Source organism: Paraburkholderia sp. SIMBA_030 (assembly GCF_046535245.1).
Taxonomy (GTDB): domain Bacteria; phylum Pseudomonadota; class Gammaproteobacteria; order Burkholderiales; family Burkholderiaceae; genus Paraburkholderia.
Map to the genome: position 1 here is coordinate 35972 of NZ_JAWRXB010000016.1, position 19187 is coordinate 55158.

The window sequence follows — 19187 nt, forward strand, 5'->3', positions numbered from 1 at the left end:
CGAACTTGCCGTAGCCCGAATATGAACGCTCCCACTCCCACTGGTTTTCGCTGCGGCATGGTCGCGATCGTCGGCCGCCCGAACGTCGGCAAGTCCACGCTGATGAACGCGCTGGTCGGCCAGAAAGTCAGTATCACGTCGCGCAAAGCACAGACTACGCGCCACCGTATCACCGGCATTCACACGCTCGAAGACGCGCAGTACATCTTCGTCGATACGCCGGGGTTCCAGACCAAGCACAGCGGCGCGCTGAACCGTTCACTCAACCGCGCGGTCACGTCCACGCTGACTTCGGTCGACGCGATCCTGTTCGTGATCGAGGCCGGCCGCTTCGGCGCGGACGATCAGCAGGTGCTCGACCTGATCCCGCCGTCGGTGCCCACGCTGCTGATCGCGAACAAGCTCGATCGCGTGTCGGATAAGGATTCGCTGTTCCCGTTCATGCAGCAGGTGAGCGCGCTGCGCCAGTTCAACGAGATCGTGCCGCTGTCGGCGAAAAGTCCGGACGACATCAAGCGTCTGATGGCGACCGTCAAGCCGTTCCTGCCGGAAGGCGCGCCGATCTACGGCGAAGATGATCTGACCGATCGCAGCGAGCGCTTCCTTGCCGCCGAAATCCTGCGCGAAAAAGTGTTTCGCTGGACCGGCGACGAACTGCCGTACACGAGCACCGTACTGATCGACAAGTTCGAAACCGAAGGGCGTCTGCGCCGTATTTTTGCGACCATCATGGTCGAGCGCGATACACACAAGGCGATGATCATCGGCCAGAAGGGCGCGAAGCTGAAGCAGATCAGCACCGAAGCGCGCCTCGACATGGAAAAGCTGTTCGACGGCCCGGTGTATCTGGAAACCTTTATCAAGGTGAAAAGTGGCTGGGCCGACAATGAAGCCGGACTCCGTGCGTATGGGTACGAATGACGCATGGATGACGCTGAATTCCGACGCTGACCCGGATGACTCGGAGCCGGCCGCGCCGGCGCGCGAGCCGTCCAAACCCGCCCGCACCGCCAAAAAATCCTCATCGAGCGCCAAAAGTGCACAGGGCGCCGAAGGCGAGCCGCGCAAAGCGCCGGCACGCCGCGCCCCACGCATGTCCGCGTCCGAGTACCGGATCGCGGAGCAACCCGCTTTTGTCCTGCACAGCTATCCGTACCGCGAGACCAGCCTGATCGTCGATGTGCTCTCGCGCGATCACGGCCGTCTCGCGCTCGTCGCGAAGGGCGCGAAGCGTCCGCACTCCGCACTGCGGGGCGTGTTGCAGACCTTCCAGCCGCTCGCGCTATCGTGGTCGGGCAAATCCGAAGTGCGCACGCTGACCGGCGCCGAATGGGTCGGCGGCATGTTGCCGTTGGCCGGCGACGCGCTGCTCTGCGGCTTCTACGTCAACGAACTGCTGGTCAAATTCTGCGCGCGCGAAGATCCGCATCCGCAACTGTTCCATCACTACGTCGTCACCATGACGCGTCTTGCGCATGGTGAGCCGCCCGTGCAGGTGCTGCGTTCATTCGAGCGCGTGCTGTTGCGCGAAACCGGTTACGCGATGGCGCTCGACCGCACCGTCGCGCGTCAAGCCGTGCAAGCGGACGGCCGCTATGTGTTCGATCCGGAGCGTGGCGTGCGCGAGGCCTCCGACGATCTGCCCGCGCAATGGCCGGTGGTTTCCGGACAAACCTTGCTCGATATGGAACAGGACGATTACCATCGAGCGCAGACCGTGGCACAAAGCAAAACGCTGATGCGCTTTCTGCTCAACACCTACCTTGGCGGCACGCCGCTCGCGACGCGCCAGATCCTGATCGACTTGCAGAACTTATGAGCTTCTTTCTTACGTCGCCGAATGTGATTGACCTGGGCGTGAATATCGATCACGTCGCCACGCTGCGCAACGCGCGCGGCACGACTTATCCCGATCCGATCCGCGCCGCGTTGCAGGCCGAAGAGGCCGGCGCCGATGTGATCACGCTGCACTTGCGTGAAGACCGCCGCCATATCGTCGACGCCGACGTGCGCGCGCTGCGGCCACTGCTGAAGACGCGGATGAATCTGGAATGCGCGGTGACACAGGAAATGCTCGACATCGCGTGCGAAGTGCAGCCGCACGACGTTTGCCTCGTGCCGGAAAAGCGCCAGGAACTGACGACCGAAGGCGGCCTCGACGTCGCCGGCCAGCTCGAAGCCGTGCGTGCCGCATGCAAGCAGCTCGCCGCCGTGAACGCGCGTGTGTCGCTGTTCATCGATCCGGACGAAACGCAGATCCGCGCCGCGCACGAAGCCGGCGCGCCGGTGATCGAGTTGCACACGGGCCGTTACGCCGAAGCGCACGATCCCGCCGAACAGCAACGCGAATACGAGCGGGTGGTGCGCGCCGTCGAATTCGGCACAACGCTCGGCATCAAGGTGAATGCGGGCCACGGTCTGCACTACACCAACGTCCAGCAGATCGCCGCGATCGAAGGCATTGTCGAGCTGAATATCGGCCACGCGATCGTCGCGCATGCGATCTTTGCCGGCTGGGATAACGCAGTGCGCGAGATGAAGGCGATCATGGTCGCCGCGCGTCTCGCCGCACGCGCGTAACGCCGCGGCGCCGCGCATGGCGATCTACGGCATCGGCACGGACATCGTTCAGGTCAGCCGCGTGGCCGCGGTGATGACGCGCACCAACGGCCGCTTCGCCGAGAAGGTGCTCGGCCCGGACGAACTGCGTATCTATCACGCCCGCGAGGCCCGTTCGGCGGCGCGCGGTCTGGCGTTTCTCGCCACGCGCTTCTCCGCCAAAGAAGCATTCTCGAAAGCGATCGGCCTCGGCATGCACTGGCCCATGACCTGGCGCGCGCTGCAAACGCTCAACAAGCCGAGCGGCGAGCCGATGGTGGTGGCCTCGGGCGAACTGGCCGAATGGCTCGACGCGCGCGGCATCACGGCACGCGTGACGATCAGCGACGAACGCGACTACGCGGTGTCGTTCGTGATCGCGGAAACGGCGCAAGCAGTGCACGCAGTGAGCGCGCCGGACGCCGACGTCAATTGAATACTTTGAACGCGGCGCACGCCGGCCGCGTCTCTCTTTGTCCTGGCTTCTTTTGTAGCGGAATTCGATGAAAACCATTCCCGGACCGGTGATGCTCGACGTGGTCGGCACCACGCTGAACGACGACGACAAGCGCCGCCTTGCCCATCCGATGACCGGCGGCGTGATCCTGTTCGCGCGCCACTACGAGAGCCGCGCCCAATTGATCGCGCTGACCGATTCGATCCGCGCGATCCGCGAGGATCTGCTGATCGCCGTCGATCACGAAGGCGGCCGCGTGCAGCGCTTTCGCACCGACGGCTTCACGGTGCTGCCGGCAATGGGCAAGCTCGGCGCGCTGTGGGACAGCGATGTGCTGCACGCCACCAAAGTGACGACAGCGGTCGGTTATATCCTCGCCACGGAGTTGCGCGCGTGCGGCATCGATATGAGTTTCACGCCTGTGCTCGATCTGAACTATGGCCAGTCGCAGGTGATCGGCGATCGCTCGTTTCACCGCGATCCGCGCGTCGTGACCTTGCTGGCGAAAAGCCTCAACCATGGTCTCGCGCTGGCGGGCATGAGCAATTGCGGCAAACACTTCCCTGGGCACGGCTTCGCGCATGCAGACTCGCACGTCGCCATGCCGGTCGACGATCGAACGCTTGACGAGATCCTGCGCGACGACGTGGCGCCGTATGACTGGCTCGATCTGGCGCTCGGTTCGGTGCTTCCGGCGCACGTCGTCTACCCGCAAGTCGACTCGAAGCCAGCGGGTTTCTCGCGTGTCTGGCTACAGGACATTTTGCGTAAGAAGCTGCGCTTCGAAGGCGCGATTTTCAGCGACGATCTGTCGATGGAAGCCGCGCGTCAAGGCGGTACGTTGACCGAAGGCGCGAGCGCCGCCTTGCAGGCCGGTTGCGACATGGTGCTGATCTGCAATCAGCCGGACGAAGCGGAGAAGGTGCTCGACGCGCTGCGCTTCACGCCGTCGAAGGAGTCGCAGCGGCGTCTCGCGCGCATGCGACCGCGCGGCAAGGCGCTCAAGTGGAGCAAGCTGGTGGCCGATCCGCAATATCTGCAAGCGCAGGCATTGCTGCGTAGCGCATTTGCGTAAGTTTGCCAAAGTTTGCCCAAATTTGCCTAACGCGCTGAGCAGGACATCGAGTCAGACTAAAAAACGGCGCCTTGAAGGCGCCGTTTTCCATCCAGGCTTTTCAAGCTCTCCGGCGAGAGCAGCAGAACTCAGTTCAACCGCATCCGTTGCAGCTTGTTGTAAAGCGTCTTCGGACTGATCCCCAGCAGCGACGCCGCGCGATGCCGCGTACCGCCGACCGCATCGAGCGTCGCGCGAATCAGCATTTCCTCGACGTCGGCGAGCGGCGTGCCGACCGTCACCTGCACGCGGCTGCCGCTCAGATCGCGGCCGTTGACCGAACCCGCTTCGTCGGCGCGCAACGATTCCAGCACATCGCCCGACGCATGATAAGCGCGCCGCACGCGGTCCTGCAATTCGCGCACGTTGCCCGGCCATTCATAGGCGAGGCATTCGCGCAGGAAATTCGGTCCGACCTGCTTGGCGGCTTCCACGGTGCCGCGCGCGGTTGCCTCCTGATTCAACTCGTCGACGACAGCTTGCGCGATCAGCGCCGCGTCGTCGGCGCGTTCGCGCAGCGGCGGCAGCGTCACCGCGGCGGCTTCGAGGCGCAACGCGAGGTCTGCGTGCAGGCTGCCGTCGGCGACTGCCGCACGCGGCATCTTGCGCGTCGACGCGATCAGCCGGAAGTCCGTCACGACCTGGTGCGTACCGCCGACCCGCATGAAGGTTTGCGAATCGAGCGCGCGCAGCAGCGCTTCCTGTTGCGCACGCGGCAGTTCGGCGATTTCGTCGATGAACAGCGTGCCGCCGCTCGCCAGCTCGAACAGACCCGGCTCGCGCTGCTCGGCGCCGCTGAACGCACCACGCTCGTGGCCGAACATCAGGCTGTCGAGCGAACGCTGCGCGGCGACGCTGGTCGCGGCACGGCAATCGAACGTCACGAACGGGCCTTTGCGGCGCCGGCTCATGTCGTGCAGCGTGCGCGCGGCGACCTGCTTGCCGGTGCCGGTTTCGCCGGCAATCAGCACGGCGGCTTCAGTCGGCGCGATACGTTCGATCGTGTCGTACACGTGCTGAATCGCACCGCTTCTGCCGAGCATCGCGCCGAAACGCCCAAGCTGGCGCAGCGACGCGCGCAGCGTCTGTACTTCCTCGGTCAGTTCGTACGGACGCGGAATCCGCGCGAGCAGGCTGCGCAGGCGCGGAATGTTGACCGGCTTGAGCAGGTAGTCCCAGATACCGTGCCGCAAGCCCTCGATCGCGCTCTCGACCGTCGCATTGCCGGTCATCACGATCACGGGCAAGGCGCCACCGGGTGGATGGGCGGGCAGGTGCTGCAGCAGATCGAGCCCGCTGCCGTCCGGCAGATTCAGGTCGACCAGCACGACGTCGGGAATGAAGCGCGTCAGCGCGGCCCGGGCCTCGGCGATCGTAGTCGCGGTGTCGACGGAGAAGCCGTCGGCAGCGAGGATGGCGGACAGGCCTGACAGGCTATTGGGATCGTCTTCAACAATCAGGGCATGTGGCATAGCGAGCGCAATTTTTAGATGGACGGAATACCCGCTTCGCACAGCCGGTACTCCGGCGTGCGGCATAGGCGCGATGGCTGGCCGGTACTGTCGGTCGAACGGTCGGTCGAACGCCGCGCCGCGCGAGCAGTGTCTGCCAGGGCGGCGCAATTGCGGCCGACCGGCGGGCATGAACGCGGCGTGATACGTGCGACGGCGATTCGACTCATGTTGTTTTGGTCCTTTGTAATTCGGTCAGGTGTCTGGCTCTCGAGAACCCATGGACAGGGCGCCTGTACTTCCTTCATTCAGCCGGTCAGGTATCCCGGCTTTTGTCGTTATTCATACCGCATCCCCGGATTTGAGGAAAATAAATCCGGGTAGGTCTATGACTCCGAGATAGCAGGGACTGTGCCACAGCCATTTACTTAAGCTTATCAATGGTTTGAGGGATACGAGGCGGAAGGCGAGATCGGCGAATTGGCATTTTCGGGAAGGTTGCCGGTAAAGTTTTCCTCAACCATACACGGCGGCGCAAAAAAGAAAAAGCGCCCAAAGTGGGCGCTTTTTTTTGTCGCATTTTTTTATCGCCACGCCGGCGTGGCGCCGGCGCAGGATTCAGCAGTCTGGTCAGCGTTCAGGCGCGGCTGCGGTACTCGTGCGTACGCGTGTCGATTTCGATCTTGTCGCCGATGTTGCAGAAGAGCGGCACCTGCAGTTCGAAACCGGTGGTCAGCTTGGCGTTCTTCAACACCTTGCCCGACGACGTATCGCCCTTGACAGCCGGTTCCGTGTAGATGATTTCGCGGACCAGCGTGGTCGGCAGTTCGACCGAGATGGCTTTCTCGTTGTAGAACACGACTTCGCAAGCCATGCCGTCTTCGAGGTAATGAAGGGCGTCACCCATCATTTCGCCTTCGACTTCGAACTGGTTGTAGTCAGCGTCCATGAACACGTACATCGGGTCAGCGAAGTACGAGTACGTCACTTCCTTGCGTTCCAGCACGACGACGTCGAACTTGTCGTCTGCCTTGTACACGCTTTCCATGCCTGCGCCGGTCAGCAGGTTCTTGAACTTCATCTTCACGACGGCGGAGTTGCGGCCCGATTTGTTGTATTCGGCCTTTTGCACGACCATCGCGTCTGCGCCGATCATCACTACGTTGCCAGTGCGGAGTTCCTGTGCGGTCTTCATAAAACAGTCCTGTACGAAATAAGTAGCTTCAACTTTTGCTCAACGGCATACGGCGCAAGCGGCTTCGGCGCTTCTCGCACTTCGGCGCCGCGCCGGTCAGGAGCGGCTGGGCCGGGAATAGTGCGTGAAGCGTGGCCGGCTTGCCGCGGTTGCCCGCGGCGGTTCTTCTATCCTGCAATCCCGTTACCTGCTTTTACCCTGTGCGGGCGTGCACGCGAGTGGCGCCGATACGCAGCATGCGTCCCTTTTTGACATTTCTACAGCGTCTCTGTCACTCGTCTGCCACCCAATTAGCCAGCCAGGTGCAGATGATGCATCGTCCGATGCCGGAGTTCGCCGGGTTTTGCTGCTGCGATCGAGCCGCGCTTGCGTCGTCGGCCGTTGGATAACCGCTTATTTTAACTGACTTTTTGCGAACAAGGCCAGATTTCCGGCGAGGTCGCCCACTTGCGCCAATTCGTGCCCCCATTCGGCCGCGCGTTGCTTCAGGACGGCACGGTGGCGCTGAAAATCCGCCCAGTCCGGCTGACCGGCGCCGTTCCATGCGTGCCAGAAGCGCGCGAGTGCGTCGCGCGCGTCGGCGGGCAGGGTGCGGGCGTAATGGGCGAGCGCGGCGTCGAGCTTCGGCAGATGGGCGTCGTCGGCTTGCGGGTAGATGTGCCAAACGAAAGGCTTCGCGGCCCATTGTGCGCGGACGAACGAATCCTCGCCGCGCACGAAATTGACGTCGCTGGCCCATAGCAGCGCGTCGTAGCCGGGTTGGTCGGTAAAAGCGAGCGCGTGGGCGGTGAGGCTGCCACGCTCGGCGTGCGCGCCGGCGGCAAACGACGGCAGCCCGAAAAAATGCGCGACCGCGCCCGAGATACGGCCTTCCGGCACCAGCAGCACGACCGGTTCGGCGCTATCGCGCCATTGTTCGAGCAAACCGCCGACGGCGGGGTTCTCGTAGGCGAATAGGGAAACGACTGTGGCCTGGGCGGGTGGCGGCGTACGGCCGGTAGCCGTCAGCCACCAGGCTTCGCGGGCAGGCTGCGATGCTCCGAAGGCCGCCCGCGTGGCGTCGAGATGCCGTTCCTTCAGCACGCCGCCGGTGCCGGGGCCCAGTCCCGGAAAGAAGAACGTTTTCGTCAGTGGGTAGCGCGGATGTGGCGATGGCCGCAGATGAAAATCCGCGACCCAGTCTTCCGCGCTCAGATATTCGAGGTTGAGCCACACCGGCGTGTTCTCGCGTCGCGCCATCGCGGCGACATAGATCGGCGGCAGCTCGCATGCGAACGCCTCGATTACGACATCGGCCACTTCGAGCGTTTCGCCCGCGTGCGTCGGCGCGTGCCAATGTTCGATGACAATGCCGCCGATCGCCTGGCGCGCGCGATCGACCGAAAGCGACGGGCAAAGCGTGTGAAACGCGTGCAGGTCGTCGACGAACACGCGCACTTGCCAGCCGTGCTCGCTCGCCAGTTGACGCGCGAGGCGCCAGCACACGCCGATGTCGCCGAAATTGTCGATCACCGCGCAAAAGATATCGCAGGCGATCGCAGTCGGCGCGGTGGTCGATTGTTCGGGAAGGGGCGTAACGGAGGACATGGTGGCTTGGGTCGCGGGTTCGAACGGGCGCGCGGTTCGCGATTTAGTCATGCGGCCGAGCAGTGCGGCTGGCTTCGGTCATCGGCTTATGCCGACGCGTTGCGCCATTCGATGCCGCGGGGTTCGAACGCACGCGGAATGTTCTAAACTGGCGATTCTAAAGCACTCGTCCGCGGTTGCGCGCCGAAGTGATCACTCAGTGATCCCTAAGCACGCCGCACTCGGGCCTAGGCGACGCGACACTGTCCCATCCAACCGATTCTGCATGACCGAACCCGAAGCCACCGACGCTTTCGAGCCGAAAAAAGTGCTCGCCCAATTGCCGCATCTGCCCGGCGTCTATCGCTATTACGATACGCACGGCGCGGTGCTCTACGTGGGCAAGGCACGCGACCTCAAGAAGCGCGTCTCGAGCTACTTCACGAAGACGCAACTGTCGCCGCGCATCGCGATGATGGTGACGCGCATTGTGCGCATCGAGACCACCGTGACGCGCTCCGAGGCCGAAGCGCTGCTGCTCGAAAACAATCTGATCAAGGCGCTGACGCCGCGCTACAACATTCTGTTTCGCGACGACAAGTCGTATCCGTACCTGAAGCTGACCGGCCATCGGTTTCCGCGCATGGCGTATTACCGCGGCTCGGTGGATCGCAAGAATCAGTACTTCGGGCCCTTCCCGAGCGCGTGGGCGGTGCGCGAGAGCATCCAGATCCTGCAGCGCGTATTCCAGCTGCGCACGTGTGAAGACTCTGTGTTCAACAACCGCACGCGGCCCTGTCTGCTGCATCAGATCGGCCGTTGCACGGCGCCGTGCGTCGGAGCGATCAGCGAAGAGGATTACGCGCGCGACGTCGCCAATGCGTCGCGCTTCCTGCTCGGCCGGCAGGGCGAGGTGATGAACGAGCTCGAGCAGAAAATGCACGCGTTCGCGAGCGAGTTGAAGTTCGAGCAGGCGGCGGCAGTGCGCAACCAGATGAGTTCGCTGTCGACAGTGCTGCATCAGCAGGCGATCGAAGTCGGCAGCGATAGCGACGTCGATATTCTCGCGGTGGTCGCGCTCGGCGGACGCGTGTGCGTGAATCTCGCGATGGTGCGCGGTGGACGGCACCTGGGCGACAAGGCGTACTTTCCGGCCCATGTGGAAAGCGCGCTGACTGCGGACGAGGGCGGTCTCGAAACAGGCGCCGAAGTACTGGCCGATGCCGCCGGCGGCGCGGGCTCGACGTCGAACGAAGCGCAAGCCGGCGCTGAAACCCGCGCGGCTGATGCTTCAGACACCGCCGACGCCCTCGCTATCGCGCAAGAGATGCCGTCGGAAGATGACGAAGAAGATGCAGCCGTGCAAGCCGACCTCGACACGGACGACGCAGTCGTTCCCTCGAAGCCACGCAAAGGCCACGCCGCCGGCGGCATCGAATCCGAAGTTCTCGAAGCGTTCATCGCGCAGCATTACCTCGGCAATCGCGTGCCGCCGGTGCTGGTGGTCAGCCACGCGCCGGCCACGCGCGAGCTGGTCGATGTGCTGATCGAACAGGCCGGCCACAAGGTGACGGTGCTGCGCCAGCCGCAAGGTCAACGGCGTGCGTGGCTTGCGATGGCCGAGCAGAACGCGCGGCTCGCGCTCGCACGCCTGCTGTCGGAACAAGGTTCGCAGCAGGCGCGCACGCGCGCGCTCACCGACACGCTCGGCATGGAGTGCGACGATCTCGCGCATCTGCGTATCGAATGCTTCGACATCAGCCACACGATGGGCGAGGCGACGCAGGCGTCGTGCGTGGTGTATCACCACCACAAGATGCAGTCCTCCGAGTACCGGCGCTACAACATCACCGGCATCACACCCGGCGACGACTACGCAGCGATGCGTCAGGTGCTCACGCGGCGCTACGAGAAGATGGTCGCGCAAGCCGCCGCGAATGCCGCCGACGAAACGGCCGAGTTGCAAACCGGCGCGACAGGTGATCCGGCGGCCGGCGCTCCGGGGACCAGCGACCCCGCGCTCATGCCCGACGTTGCCGAGCCGGTCGCGGTGGGCGGTATCTTGCCGACCATCGTGCTGATCGACGGCGGCAAGGGCCAGGTCGAAATCGCGCGCCAGGTGTTCACGGAACTGGGTCTCGATACGGGCATGCTGGTCGGCGTCGCGAAAGGCGAGGGGCGCAAGGTCGGTCTCGAGACACTGATTTTCGCGGACGGCCGCGCGCCGCTCGAACTCGGTAAGGAGAGCGCGGCGCTGATGCTGGTCGCGCAAATCCGCGACGAGGCGCATCGCTTTGCCATCACCGGCATGCGCGCGAAGCGCGCCAGGACGCGGCAGACCTCGCGGCTCGAGGAACTCGAAGGCGTGGGCGCGAAGCGCCGTCAGCGGCTGCTCGCGCGCTTCGGCGGATTACGAGGCGTGGTCGCGGCAAGCGTCGAAGATCTTGCGAGCGTCGAGGGGATTTCGCAGGCGCTCGCCGAACAAATCTATCGGCAATTGCACTGATCCTGTGGCGCCCGGCTGCCTATAGAGCCGCCGCGAAGCAGCACGATGGCGGCGCGCGTGCCAGACCCCACGCGCCGCTTTGCTTGTGGCAGGCCTTATGACACGGCACAATTGCATCTCCCTTGTCAGACGCTGCGCCTGCCCATGCCGTTTAACTTTCCGATTTTCCTGACCTGGCTGCGAATCGTCCTGATTCCGCTCGTCGTCGGGGTGTTTTATCTGCCCGACATGATGATGAGCCCCGCGCACCGCAATATGGCGGCCGCGGCGATCTTCATTCTGGCGGCCCTGACTGACTGGTTCGACGGCTTCCTGGCGCGCAAATGGAATCAGACCTCGGCATTCGGCGCTTTTCTCGATCCGGTTGCCGACAAGCTGATGGTGACCGCCGCGCTGCTCGTGCTGGTGCAACTCGCGCGGATCGATTCGGCGATTGCGCTGGTGATCGTCGGACGAGAAATCGCAATCTCGGCGCTGCGCGAATGGATGGCGCAGATCGGCGCGTCGAAGAGCGTCGCGGTGAATTCGCTCGGCAAGTTCAAGACCGTGTGCCAGATGGTCGCGATTCCGATGCTGCTGTTCTACGGTCAGCTGCCGTTCGGCGGCGTCTTTGTCGACACGCGTGTGTGGGGGCTGTGGCTGATCTATCTGGCCGCCTTCCTGACGATCTGGTCGATGCTCTACTACATGAAGCTCGCGTGGCCGCAGATCCGCGAGCGGGGCGGCGTTGCCTGAGTGAATGGCGACGGATCAGAAATCGAACGGCAACCGAAGCGTGAGTGAAATCTGTTCAGTTAAAGACATCCGCAAAAGGGGTTGACACGTTTCGGTCGTTTCTCCATAATCTCGTTTCTCCGATGCGAGCAGTTCGAAACGTCGCGAAACATCGGTAGCAGTAAGGCAGTAGTTGCAGCTAATTGATGGCAATTAGAGGCAGCAGTTAAGTAGCAATACGCGGGAGTAGCTCAGTTGGTAGAGCGCAACCTTGCCAAGGTTGAGGTCGCGAGTTCGAGCCTCGTCTCCCGCTCCAGTTTTCGAAGCAGCGCGTTGTTTTGCGAAGTAAAAATGCAAGGCGTTGCGAAGCAGTACCATGCGGGAGTAGCTCAGTTGGTAGAGCGCAACCTTGCCAAGGTTGAGGTCGCGAGTTCGAGCCTCGTCTCCCGCTCCACACATTAGGGGAAGCAACGCTTCCCTTTTTGTTTGGTGGCCCGGTTGTCCCGGTCGGCCGCCAGACAAACCTGAGAATCTGTAGCTAGGTTCCAGTCCGCTTGCGGCGCGATAGCAAAGCGGTTATGCAGCGGCCTGCAAAGCCGTTTAGGCCGGTTCGACTCCGGCTCGCGCCTCCACCTTAAAGCCCTGATTCGTCAGGGCTTTTCTTTTTGCTGCGCCAATTCCAAATATGTCCTCTAAAGTGGTAGAAAGCTGTTTGTAACCACTCAAGAAAAGCGCAAAACCACTCGCGTATCGGCTCATTGGCCGTTCGCGTGAGTTTCGCTTCGGGGCTATGTCCACAAAAAGAATGCGTCCGTCCGGGACGTGGGAATACATCATCCGGCGCAAAGGCATTCTGCCAAAGCCACTTTCCCTGACCTTCGACACGGAGGAGGAGGGCGACACATACGTCAGGCGTCTGGAGCAGATGCTCGATGCCGGCATACTTCCGGAAGATCTCGTCGCACGCCGTAGCGATTTGGTGACCGTTGACGATGCGATTCGCTCTTACATGACCAAGGTGTCGCTGCCCGATTCGGATGTTTCGTTGCTCAACGCGCTTATCGGCCGATGGACTGGGCAAGCGCTGACGGTCATCGATTATCAATGGGCTGAAGGCTGGGTCAAAAGCATGAAGCGCAAAGACGTGATGGCGCCGTCGACGATCCGCCATTACGTCGGTGCACTGGCGCGATGTTTTGATTGGGTCGTGCGGTCCGGTACACCATCCCTGGCGACCAATCCATTGCGCCTACTGCCGAAGCGCTACGCGACCTATACCGACGAAGACTCGGCGGCCGTGCGTGCACAGGATAAGGAGCCAAAGGAAGACGAATACCGCGATCGCCGCTTGTTCGCGAATGAAGAGAAGGTCGTGAGGCGGATCCTTGCCGGTGAGAAACCAGAAAACCGGCAGCGTGGCCCCGACCTGAATTATCGGCCGGCGATGGTTTTCCTGTTCGAGCTTGGCATCGAGTCAGCTATGCGGATGCGCGAAATGTACACGCTCGATTTCGCCCAGGTGGACGTCAACCGCAGGACCGTGTTTCTCGACAAGACGAAAAACGGCAGCAAGCGGCAAGTGCCGCTGACAACCGTCGCCTTGCAGGCGTTTGAGGATTACGTCGAGCTGGTGAAGGATCGTGACGCTGAAATGGATGGATTCAGATTCGACGGTGGCCGGATTTTTCCTGGTGGGACGGGTCGCGCGATCGGAAGGTGCTGGCCGGCGTGTCGGTGCGGTTATCGGGCCAGTTCGGGCGCATCTTTGATGCGGCGGGGTGTGGCGACTTCAAGTTTCATGACCTAAGACATGAGGCTACGTCTCGACTTTATGAGCGCACTTCGCTGTCCGATGTCCAGATCGCGAAGATTACCGGGCACTCGAACACGAAAGTGCTCATGCGCTACTCCAATCTACGTGGCAGCGACTTGGCCGTGCGACTCTGGTAAAACAAAGGCCGCCTTGCGGCGGCCTGTTACTTCTTACGTTTCCTGCTCCAGTGCGCATAGGTTATTGCGCTCGCACCGGGGAAAGGTACTTTGCGGGATATTGTCACTTGCCCTTGCCTGAATCCGTGGTGGGGGATTTCAGCGACGAAAATGCCTTCCGCGCGGAGTCGGAGATCCGTCGTTTGCTTTGCTTTAGCACCGCGACCTCGGATTTCCTCAATGGTACGGAAGCCGACGAGGTACTGAGCTTCGTCGGCCGTGAGCGCAACCGGCTCGATGCCGAAAGTTTCGCGTATGACATGGCCGAACTCCTTTTCTAAACGTTGCACAATCTTCGGTGCTGCAGACAGTCTACCAGACCGACTTGCGTTGACTAAAACGACCGCGCCGACCACATTGCCGCCGCACCGTCGGATGTAATCCGACAAGTCGCACAAGGTGCCACCGAGCGTAGTTACGTCATCAACAAGAACGTAATTCGCGCCCCGTCGAACAGTACCTTGAAACGAAGCGCGGGCGATCAGGCGTTCCATCGCGTCGGCGCCGGTGTGATAGACCTTGGTTGTTTGCACGATCTTCTCGTCCAGCTCACCGGCCAAGATGGAGAGCATGGTCGCCAGAACCTGCGGGATCGCGTTGTCGCCTTTCGCCTCGCGAGCATGAGGCGCGACGAAGATCAGATCGGCGGGCCACTGAAGGGCAATTCATCTTCTGCATTACCGCGCTGTGCAGGGGTAACGCGAGATCCTGAATGACGCGAATCGCAGCACCAACGTCGCCGGACTTTGCTTCCTTGTACGCCTCGTGTCTTTTCAGTTCGCCGTCGTCCCTGAAAAGAAAGAGCGGCTCATTCAGGTCTGCAGGGAATCCAAATGTCCGCATGGGCGCACTGCTGGGTGCAAGTTTGCCCAGCAATGACTTCCATTGAGATGTTGACCACGTCCCGTCAGAGATGAATGTTTTTGTGCGTTTCGCCATGCGGAAATTATATCGTGACCCGATGGTTCGCTTTTGGGACGTCACGTGGGGCAGGCGAGCTCGGGCAATGTCGGCAACGTGCGCGCCCGTCGACCGGGCCTGCGTCGATCCGGCGTACCGATTTGCCTGGCGATAGCTTGGGCAATGCGATCGTCGGTCTCCGGCTCATGTGCGCCCTGAAGTCGAGCCAGAGACTGCTCCTGCGTTTTTTTTCTGAGAAAGGCGACGACGTCGTCTTCGAGGAACACCCACGCCCGACCGACTTTGGCGCCGGGCAGTTCGCCTGTGCCGGCAAGTTTCATCGCTGTATTGCGGTCGACCTTCAAAAACTCCGCGCACTCAATCAGATCAAAAGTTCTCATGCGCCTTCGCCTCCCGCGTGCTGCGCTGCGGCCCTTTGAAACGCGGCCAAAATTTCCATCGCTCGAAAATTCGCACCGCAGACTGCCGGCGCATGCCCTGCTAGGCACCAATGCTGATCCATCCGCCGGCGCACGCTCATGGCGTGATATCGCTCGATGAGGCCTGCCTCGAGCTCAGCGCAGTTTCTATCGTGACCTGGGCGGCGGCTAAAGCCATGATGATGCGTTTCTTCGGCAGGGCGCCTTCTCGCGTCAGCAAGGCTAGAATTTCGTCCCGCAAAGCAACCTGGTCACGAACCCATTGGCGTTTTCCGTTTATGACTTTCTCAGCGTACCTGCCGTTGGTAGTGTCGAGCGGCCGTCGACCGCGGCATGGGTGTGGTGTCTGAATCGTGATCTTCATTTCGTGTGCTCGGGTCGGAGTTTCACGTCGACGCAAGCCGCGTAGCGCGGTCGAGCATCATCAGTCCCGTTTCGAGCTGAACGCCGGCGGCGTTAGCCCATGTGCGCGCTTCCTGTGCCGCTTTGTGCCGGCTGTAGCTGCCTACCTCGTCGCGCATGAGGTCGAGCAGCTCGATGTCAGCGCCAAGTGCGATCTCGTCGACTAGCTTCCGGATCTCATTGCGGACTGCCTCGATTCGCGCTCGGTTTGCGAGTCGGGAATCCGACTCGTTTTCCTTCGTCTGGATAGCTTTTCGCCGCGCGAGCGGCGCTTCGCTCGTCTGGATCGCTTTGGCGGGCGCGAGCCCGCTGCTGTTGACGTCGTCGTTCGATGCGTGCGCCGGAACGGCGCCAGCGAGGGAAAGCCGTGGGCGTTTGTCCGCCGCTTCCCGCTTACGCGGCAGCGGACGTGGGGTGGAAATAGCCGGGCGAACCGTCATTCGGCCTCCCGCTCGATGCTGTCCAATGCCTGCTGAACCGCAGGTGACGACGGAAACGGCCATGCGGTCGCCGGATGCAGGGGCGTAGCCTTGGTCTTGACCTGCTTTGCCAAGGGAGCAAGGCTGGCCATCCGCTGTTGTGTGCGGGCGTAGTCGACCAGCTTTTGCCGTTCGGACTTCACCAGATCGCCGAGCCAGAGCAAAGCTGCGACGGTCTTTTTGTCCCGCTTCAAATCGGGCTTGCCCAGCTCGGCAACCAGCTCGTCGCGTGCCGCGTAGAGAGCCTTAAAGCGGCTCGGAAACGTGACGACGAATTTGTCGAGTGCCGGGTGTCCTGATTGGCCGCCTGCGACGTCGACGTCGTCGTGCCGCGTGTCGACCAGTTCGCCGAAAGCGACCTGCACTTCGTCACGCGCCTCGCCCGCCAGTACGGAGCGACAGCGACGGTCAAGGCCGGCAAGCTGCTTGTCCTGCCGCGTGGGGCAGGGAAGAGCGCGAGCGGCAATCCGTTGCCGATCGTGACGCTCACGCCGGACGACCTGCTCGACTACGACATTACATTCCCCGATCGGGCGAGCTTCGCCGCCGTGCGCACGAAGGTGCACGACCGCAAGACTGGCAAGAAAATCGATCTAACGATCCCGAACCCGGACGCGCCACCTGGCGCGTCTGCCGTCCATACCGAGCGGCACGCGTTCCCGAGTCAGACGGCGGCCAAATCTGCGGCGACGTCGCGGCTTGCCACGCTTAACCGGCACACGGCCGTCAGTCGGCTGACGTCGCGCGGATGGATCACGACGGTGACGTTGAACGCGGGCAACAAGGGCAAGGCGAAGGTCGGTCACGCGAAGAAGCCGAAAAAGAAGATCAATCTGGTCGTGCCGGCGCCGGGGTAGCCGGAGCATCACGGACATCGAGCAGCCGCTCACGGGCAACCGGAGCGGCTTTTTTTATTTCTTCAACGGGGAGGCGATGAACGAAACGCAAAACGAAGCGCTCGGGGTTCAGTTGGCACGTGTCGCCAGCCAGCTCTCTGCGCTCGCGTCGAACGTCGACGACATCAAGCAGGCGGTGCAGGCGATCCCGGCGCTTGACCGATCGATTGCCGAAATGACGATCCACTCGTCGAACGCGCGGCGCGACATTGATCTGCTGTGGGCGCGAGTGGAAGCAGAGCGCAGCGGGCGCGACGAGTTGGAGGCAGCGGTGGACGCCGTCGACGACAAGGTCGACGAGATGAAGCACACGGCGCGGGGCGCGATCTGGGTGCTCGGGATCGTGTTCGGCGTGGTGCAGGTGTGCTTTGCCGGCTCGATCGCATGGGTTTTTACGCACATCAACGAAGGGGACGCGCTGAACCGCTTGCAGCAGCAGCGTCTTGAGATTCTGGAGCAGGCGGTCAACAGGGGGCTGAAGGGATGAAGCTGAAAGAGCAGATTGATGCATTGATTGGGCGTGAGGGCGGATTCTCGACCGACCCGGCCGACCGGGGTAACTGGTATCAGGGCAAGCTCGAAGGGACCATGTGGGGCGTCACGGTCGCCGAGGCACGCGCGTATGGCTACATTGGACCGATGAAGGACATGCCCCGAGAGACGGCCGTCGTGATCTACGAGGCGCGTTACTGGACGCGGCCGAAGTTCGACCACGTCGACGCGGTGTCGCCGGCGCTGGCCGAGAAGCTGTTCGACATCGGCGTCAACGCCGGCCCGGCGACGGGTGTGAAGTTCATGCAGCGGGCGCTCAACGTGCTGAATCAGAACGGTAAGGCGTTCCCGGACATTGCCGCTGACGGCGGCATCGGGCCGATAACGGTTGCTGCCCTGAAGGCGTTTCTGGCGATGCGCGGTGCCGAAGGGCATCGGGTGCTGTACGGGATGATCGTCTCCCAGCAGTCGGTGTTCTACATCGAGGCGGCCGAGCGTCGCCCCGAGAACGAGAAGTTCGAGTACGGCTGGCAGCTCAATCGCGCGTTGGGGGTGTGAACATGCTGGATATTCTGAAAACCGTCGCGCCGTGGCTGGTCACGGCGCTCACGGGTGGCGTGCCGGGCGTGGCCGTGATGGCGGCGTCGACGATCGCGGACAAGCTCGGTATCGGCGACGGGACGGTGGAGTCGGTGAAGGCCGCGTTGACCGGTCAGTCGATGACGCCCGAGCAGCTGCTCGCGTTGAAGCAGGCCGACGAGGATTTCGCGCTGAAGATGCGGCAGGCCGGCTTTACGCACGCGGAAAACATGGCCGGCATCCAGGTGCAGGCCGACAGGCTCGCGGCCGACGATCGTGCCAGCGCACGCAACTTTGCGACGGCGGAGCACGACCATACGGCGCGCAATCTGGCGTATATGTACACGCTCGCGCTCTTTGCGGTGATCGGGCTGGAGTTCCTGCTTGCGGTCAGGCAGGTCCGGCTCGACGACAGCGTGATGCGCGCGCTCGATACGCTGTTCGGGATCCTGATCGCGATGGTGCTGGGCTCGAAGGAATATTTTTTCGGGTCTTCGTCGCGCGCTGACAGGCAGGCCGCGGCGATCACGCAGTTTGCTGTATCGCCGGACACGGTGGTGTCGCGCTCTGGTGCGATCGATGAAGAGCCGCCCGTGCGGGACCGCAACTAGAGCGGATTCAACAGGTCCGGCCCGTCAGTGCCGGGTCGGTTGACGGCGCGGCCGACCTTGAAGAAATCGAACGCCTCGGGGGGCAGTGCGGCAGTGCGTGCGAGTTCGGCCGCGACTTCGGGTGATGTGGCCAGGTCGAGCCACTGGCGGGCTGTGTCCGCATCGAACACCACCGGCCGCCGGTCGTGCACATCGACGAGCCCCGTGTCGGTTGCGGCCGTAACCAGTACGAAACCGTCGCCCGGCTTTTGTTCGGCATCTGGAGCAACGTTGGTCAACGCGGCCATCCACAGCGGTGCGTGGCTTTTCGTACCGATGGCGTAGGGTTGTTTGCCGCCGTCATCGGCCTTGATCCACTCATACCACTGGTCGGCCGGCGCGAGGATGCGACCGTTTTTGAGCATGGGTTTCCACGCCGACGTCAGGAGTTTTTCAACGCGGGCGTTGATGATCTGCGGCAGGCCCTTGGCCTGTGCCCAGGCAGGGCGGTAACCCCAGTGAACGCGCCTGACGACGCCATTCGGATAGATGACAGGCTGCAGGGTGCCCGGCGATGCATTCCAGCTTGGCGTGTCCGCTGGAGGGCTGTCGCTGCTCAACAGCGGCCAGCGCGTGTCGTGGTCGTTGGCGAGTGGGTTGACATAGTCAATACCGTAGCGGGCGCGGGCGAAACGACCACACATGGCGTGCTCCTCGTCGGGCGGACGGTCGGCGGTGAACCTGACCGGATGATCGCACCCTCTGCGAGGCGCCGTCCATTGCGGACGGCACCAGGTTACTTTGATCGTGCTCCGGAGG

Annotated in this window: 22 protein-coding genes, 3 tRNA genes and 1 pseudogene; 16 read left to right on the forward strand and 10 right to left on the reverse strand. The window is 62.6% G+C overall.

Translation table 11 applies throughout. The annotated features are described in order from the left end of the window. Positions 1 to 21: 21 nt before the first annotated feature. The 5 genes from era (at position 22) to nagZ (ending at position 4130) form a co-directional block, all read left to right on the forward strand. Positions 22 to 921: a GTPase Era gene (gene era / locus SB772_RS25795; RefSeq protein ID WP_410836024.1), complete on the forward strand. Its 900-nt coding sequence runs from the start codon at positions 22 to 24 to the stop codon at positions 919 to 921. Continuing rightward, positions 908 to 1819 (forward strand): DNA repair protein RecO, encoded by a 912-nt coding sequence (gene recO, locus SB772_RS25800; RefSeq protein ID WP_410836025.1) that lies wholly within the window; start codon positions 908 to 910, stop codon positions 1817 to 1819. The genes era and recO overlap by 14 nt, the downstream gene beginning before the upstream one ends. Further along, the gene (pdxJ, locus tag SB772_RS25805; protein ID WP_410836026.1) at positions 1816 to 2580 is read left to right on the forward strand and encodes a pyridoxine 5'-phosphate synthase; all 765 of its coding nucleotides are present in this window, start codon (positions 1816 to 1818) and stop codon (positions 2578 to 2580) included. Before recO ends, pdxJ begins: the two co-directional genes overlap by 4 nt. Positions 2581 to 2596: 16 nt before the next feature. Then, positions 2597 to 3034, forward strand: a complete 438-nt coding sequence (gene acpS / locus SB772_RS25810; protein ID WP_410836027.1) for a holo-ACP synthase — start codon at positions 2597 to 2599, stop codon at positions 3032 to 3034. 67 nt (positions 3035 to 3101) lie between these two features. Beyond that, positions 3102 to 4130, forward strand: coding sequence for a beta-N-acetylhexosaminidase (gene nagZ, locus SB772_RS25815; RefSeq protein ID WP_410836028.1), 1029 nt, complete (start codon positions 3102 to 3104; stop codon positions 4128 to 4130). 128 nt (positions 4131 to 4258) lie between these two features. Here the strand turns inward: nagZ and SB772_RS25820 are convergent, their stop codons facing one another. The 4 genes from SB772_RS25820 to earP all read right to left on the reverse strand — a co-directional run bounded on the left by SB772_RS25820 (position 4259) and on the right by earP (position 8402). After that, positions 4259 to 5641 carry a sigma-54-dependent transcriptional regulator gene (locus SB772_RS25820; protein ID WP_410836029.1) on the reverse strand — a complete coding sequence of 461 codons (1383 nt, stop codon included), beginning with the start codon at positions 5639 to 5641 and terminating at the stop codon, positions 4259 to 4261. A gap of 14 nt (positions 5642 to 5655) precedes the next feature. Continuing rightward, positions 5656 to 5850, reverse strand: a complete 195-nt coding sequence (locus tag SB772_RS25825) for a hypothetical protein (RefSeq protein WP_410836030.1) — start codon at positions 5848 to 5850, stop codon at positions 5656 to 5658. A gap of 407 nt (positions 5851 to 6257) precedes the next feature. Further along, positions 6258 to 6815 carry an elongation factor P gene (efp, locus tag SB772_RS25830; protein WP_074764902.1) on the reverse strand — a complete coding sequence of 186 codons (558 nt, stop codon included), beginning with the start codon at positions 6813 to 6815 and terminating at the stop codon, positions 6258 to 6260. 393 nt (positions 6816 to 7208) lie between these two features. Next, on the reverse strand, positions 7209 to 8402 hold the full coding sequence (earP, locus tag SB772_RS25835) for an elongation factor P maturation arginine rhamnosyltransferase EarP (RefSeq protein WP_410836164.1): 1194 nt from the start codon (positions 8400 to 8402) through the stop codon (positions 7209 to 7211). 265 nt (positions 8403 to 8667) lie between these two features. Between earP and uvrC the strand changes: the two genes are divergently transcribed. The 7 genes from uvrC to SB772_RS25870 all read left to right on the forward strand — a co-directional run bounded on the left by uvrC (position 8668) and on the right by SB772_RS25870 (position 13551). Continuing rightward, a complete protein-coding gene (gene uvrC, locus SB772_RS25840) occupies positions 8668 to 10887 on the forward strand; it encodes an excinuclease ABC subunit UvrC (RefSeq protein WP_410836031.1) in 2220 nt (739 codons plus the stop codon). 144 nt (positions 10888 to 11031) lie between these two features. Next, positions 11032 to 11622: a CDP-diacylglycerol--glycerol-3-phosphate 3-phosphatidyltransferase gene (gene pgsA / locus SB772_RS25845; RefSeq protein WP_410836032.1), complete on the forward strand. Its 591-nt coding sequence runs from the start codon at positions 11032 to 11034 to the stop codon at positions 11620 to 11622. 219 nt (positions 11623 to 11841) lie between these two features. After that, positions 11842 to 11917 (forward strand) — tRNA-Gly (locus SB772_RS25850). 62 nt (positions 11918 to 11979) lie between these two features. After that, positions 11980 to 12055, forward strand: a tRNA-Gly gene (locus SB772_RS25855). A gap of 104 nt (positions 12056 to 12159) precedes the next feature. Continuing rightward, positions 12160 to 12233 (forward strand) — tRNA-Cys (locus SB772_RS25860). Between the two features lie 293 nt (positions 12234 to 12526). After that, positions 12527 to 13408, forward strand: a complete 882-nt coding sequence (locus tag SB772_RS25865) for a tyrosine-type recombinase/integrase (protein ID WP_410836033.1) — start codon at positions 12527 to 12529, stop codon at positions 13406 to 13408. Further along, positions 13336 to 13551 carry a tyrosine-type recombinase/integrase gene (locus SB772_RS25870; protein ID WP_410836165.1) on the forward strand — a complete coding sequence of 72 codons (216 nt, stop codon included), beginning with the start codon at positions 13336 to 13338 and terminating at the stop codon, positions 13549 to 13551. Before SB772_RS25865 ends, SB772_RS25870 begins: the two co-directional genes overlap by 73 nt. A 26-nt stretch (positions 13552 to 13577) precedes the next feature. Here SB772_RS25870 and SB772_RS25875 read toward each other — a convergent pair whose 3' ends face one another. From SB772_RS25875 to SB772_RS25895, 5 genes are all read right to left on the reverse strand, one after another. After that, entirely contained in the window at positions 13578 to 14162 is a 585-nt protein-coding gene (locus SB772_RS25875; protein ID WP_410836034.1) for a phosphoribosyltransferase, read from the reverse strand. 408 nt (positions 14163 to 14570) lie between these two features. Beyond that, entirely contained in the window at positions 14571 to 14891 is a 321-nt protein-coding gene (locus tag SB772_RS25880; protein WP_410836035.1) for a helix-turn-helix domain-containing protein, read from the reverse strand. Between the two features lie 136 nt (positions 14892 to 15027). Beyond that, positions 15028 to 15294: a hypothetical protein gene (locus SB772_RS25885; protein ID WP_410836036.1), complete on the reverse strand. Its 267-nt coding sequence runs from the start codon at positions 15292 to 15294 to the stop codon at positions 15028 to 15030. A gap of 22 nt (positions 15295 to 15316) precedes the next feature. Continuing rightward, positions 15317 to 15772, reverse strand: a complete 456-nt coding sequence (locus SB772_RS25890; protein WP_410836037.1) for a hypothetical protein — start codon at positions 15770 to 15772, stop codon at positions 15317 to 15319. Further along, entirely contained in the window at positions 15769 to 16176 is a 408-nt protein-coding gene (locus SB772_RS25895) for a hypothetical protein (protein ID WP_410836170.1), read from the reverse strand. Before SB772_RS25895 ends, SB772_RS25890 begins: the two co-directional genes overlap by 4 nt. Between SB772_RS25895 and SB772_RS25900 the strand changes: the two are divergent. The 4 genes and pseudogenes from SB772_RS25900 to SB772_RS25915 form a co-directional block, all read left to right on the forward strand. After that, positions 16114 to 16668, forward strand: a pseudogene (locus SB772_RS25900) (phage late control D family protein); the annotation flags it as partial. The gene SB772_RS25895 and the pseudogene SB772_RS25900 sit on opposite strands and share 63 nt — an antisense overlap. 76 nt (positions 16669 to 16744) lie before the next feature. Further along, the gene (locus SB772_RS25905; RefSeq protein ID WP_410836038.1) at positions 16745 to 17194 is read left to right on the forward strand and encodes a hypothetical protein; all 450 of its coding nucleotides are present in this window, start codon (positions 16745 to 16747) and stop codon (positions 17192 to 17194) included. Then, entirely contained in the window at positions 17191 to 17757 is a 567-nt protein-coding gene (locus SB772_RS25910; protein ID WP_410836039.1) for a glycoside hydrolase family 108 protein, read from the forward strand. Before SB772_RS25905 ends, SB772_RS25910 begins: the two co-directional genes overlap by 4 nt. Positions 17758 to 17759: 2 nt before the next feature. After that, complete coding sequence (locus SB772_RS25915) at positions 17760 to 18389, forward strand: hypothetical protein (protein WP_410836040.1); 630 nt, start codon at positions 17760 to 17762, stop codon at positions 18387 to 18389. Here the strand turns inward: SB772_RS25915 and SB772_RS25920 are convergent. Next, the gene (locus SB772_RS25920; RefSeq protein ID WP_410836041.1) at positions 18386 to 19072 is read right to left on the reverse strand and encodes an SOS response-associated peptidase; all 687 of its coding nucleotides are present in this window, start codon (positions 19070 to 19072) and stop codon (positions 18386 to 18388) included. The genes SB772_RS25915 and SB772_RS25920 overlap by 4 nt on opposite strands. Between the last annotated feature and the right edge of the window lie 115 nt (positions 19073 to 19187).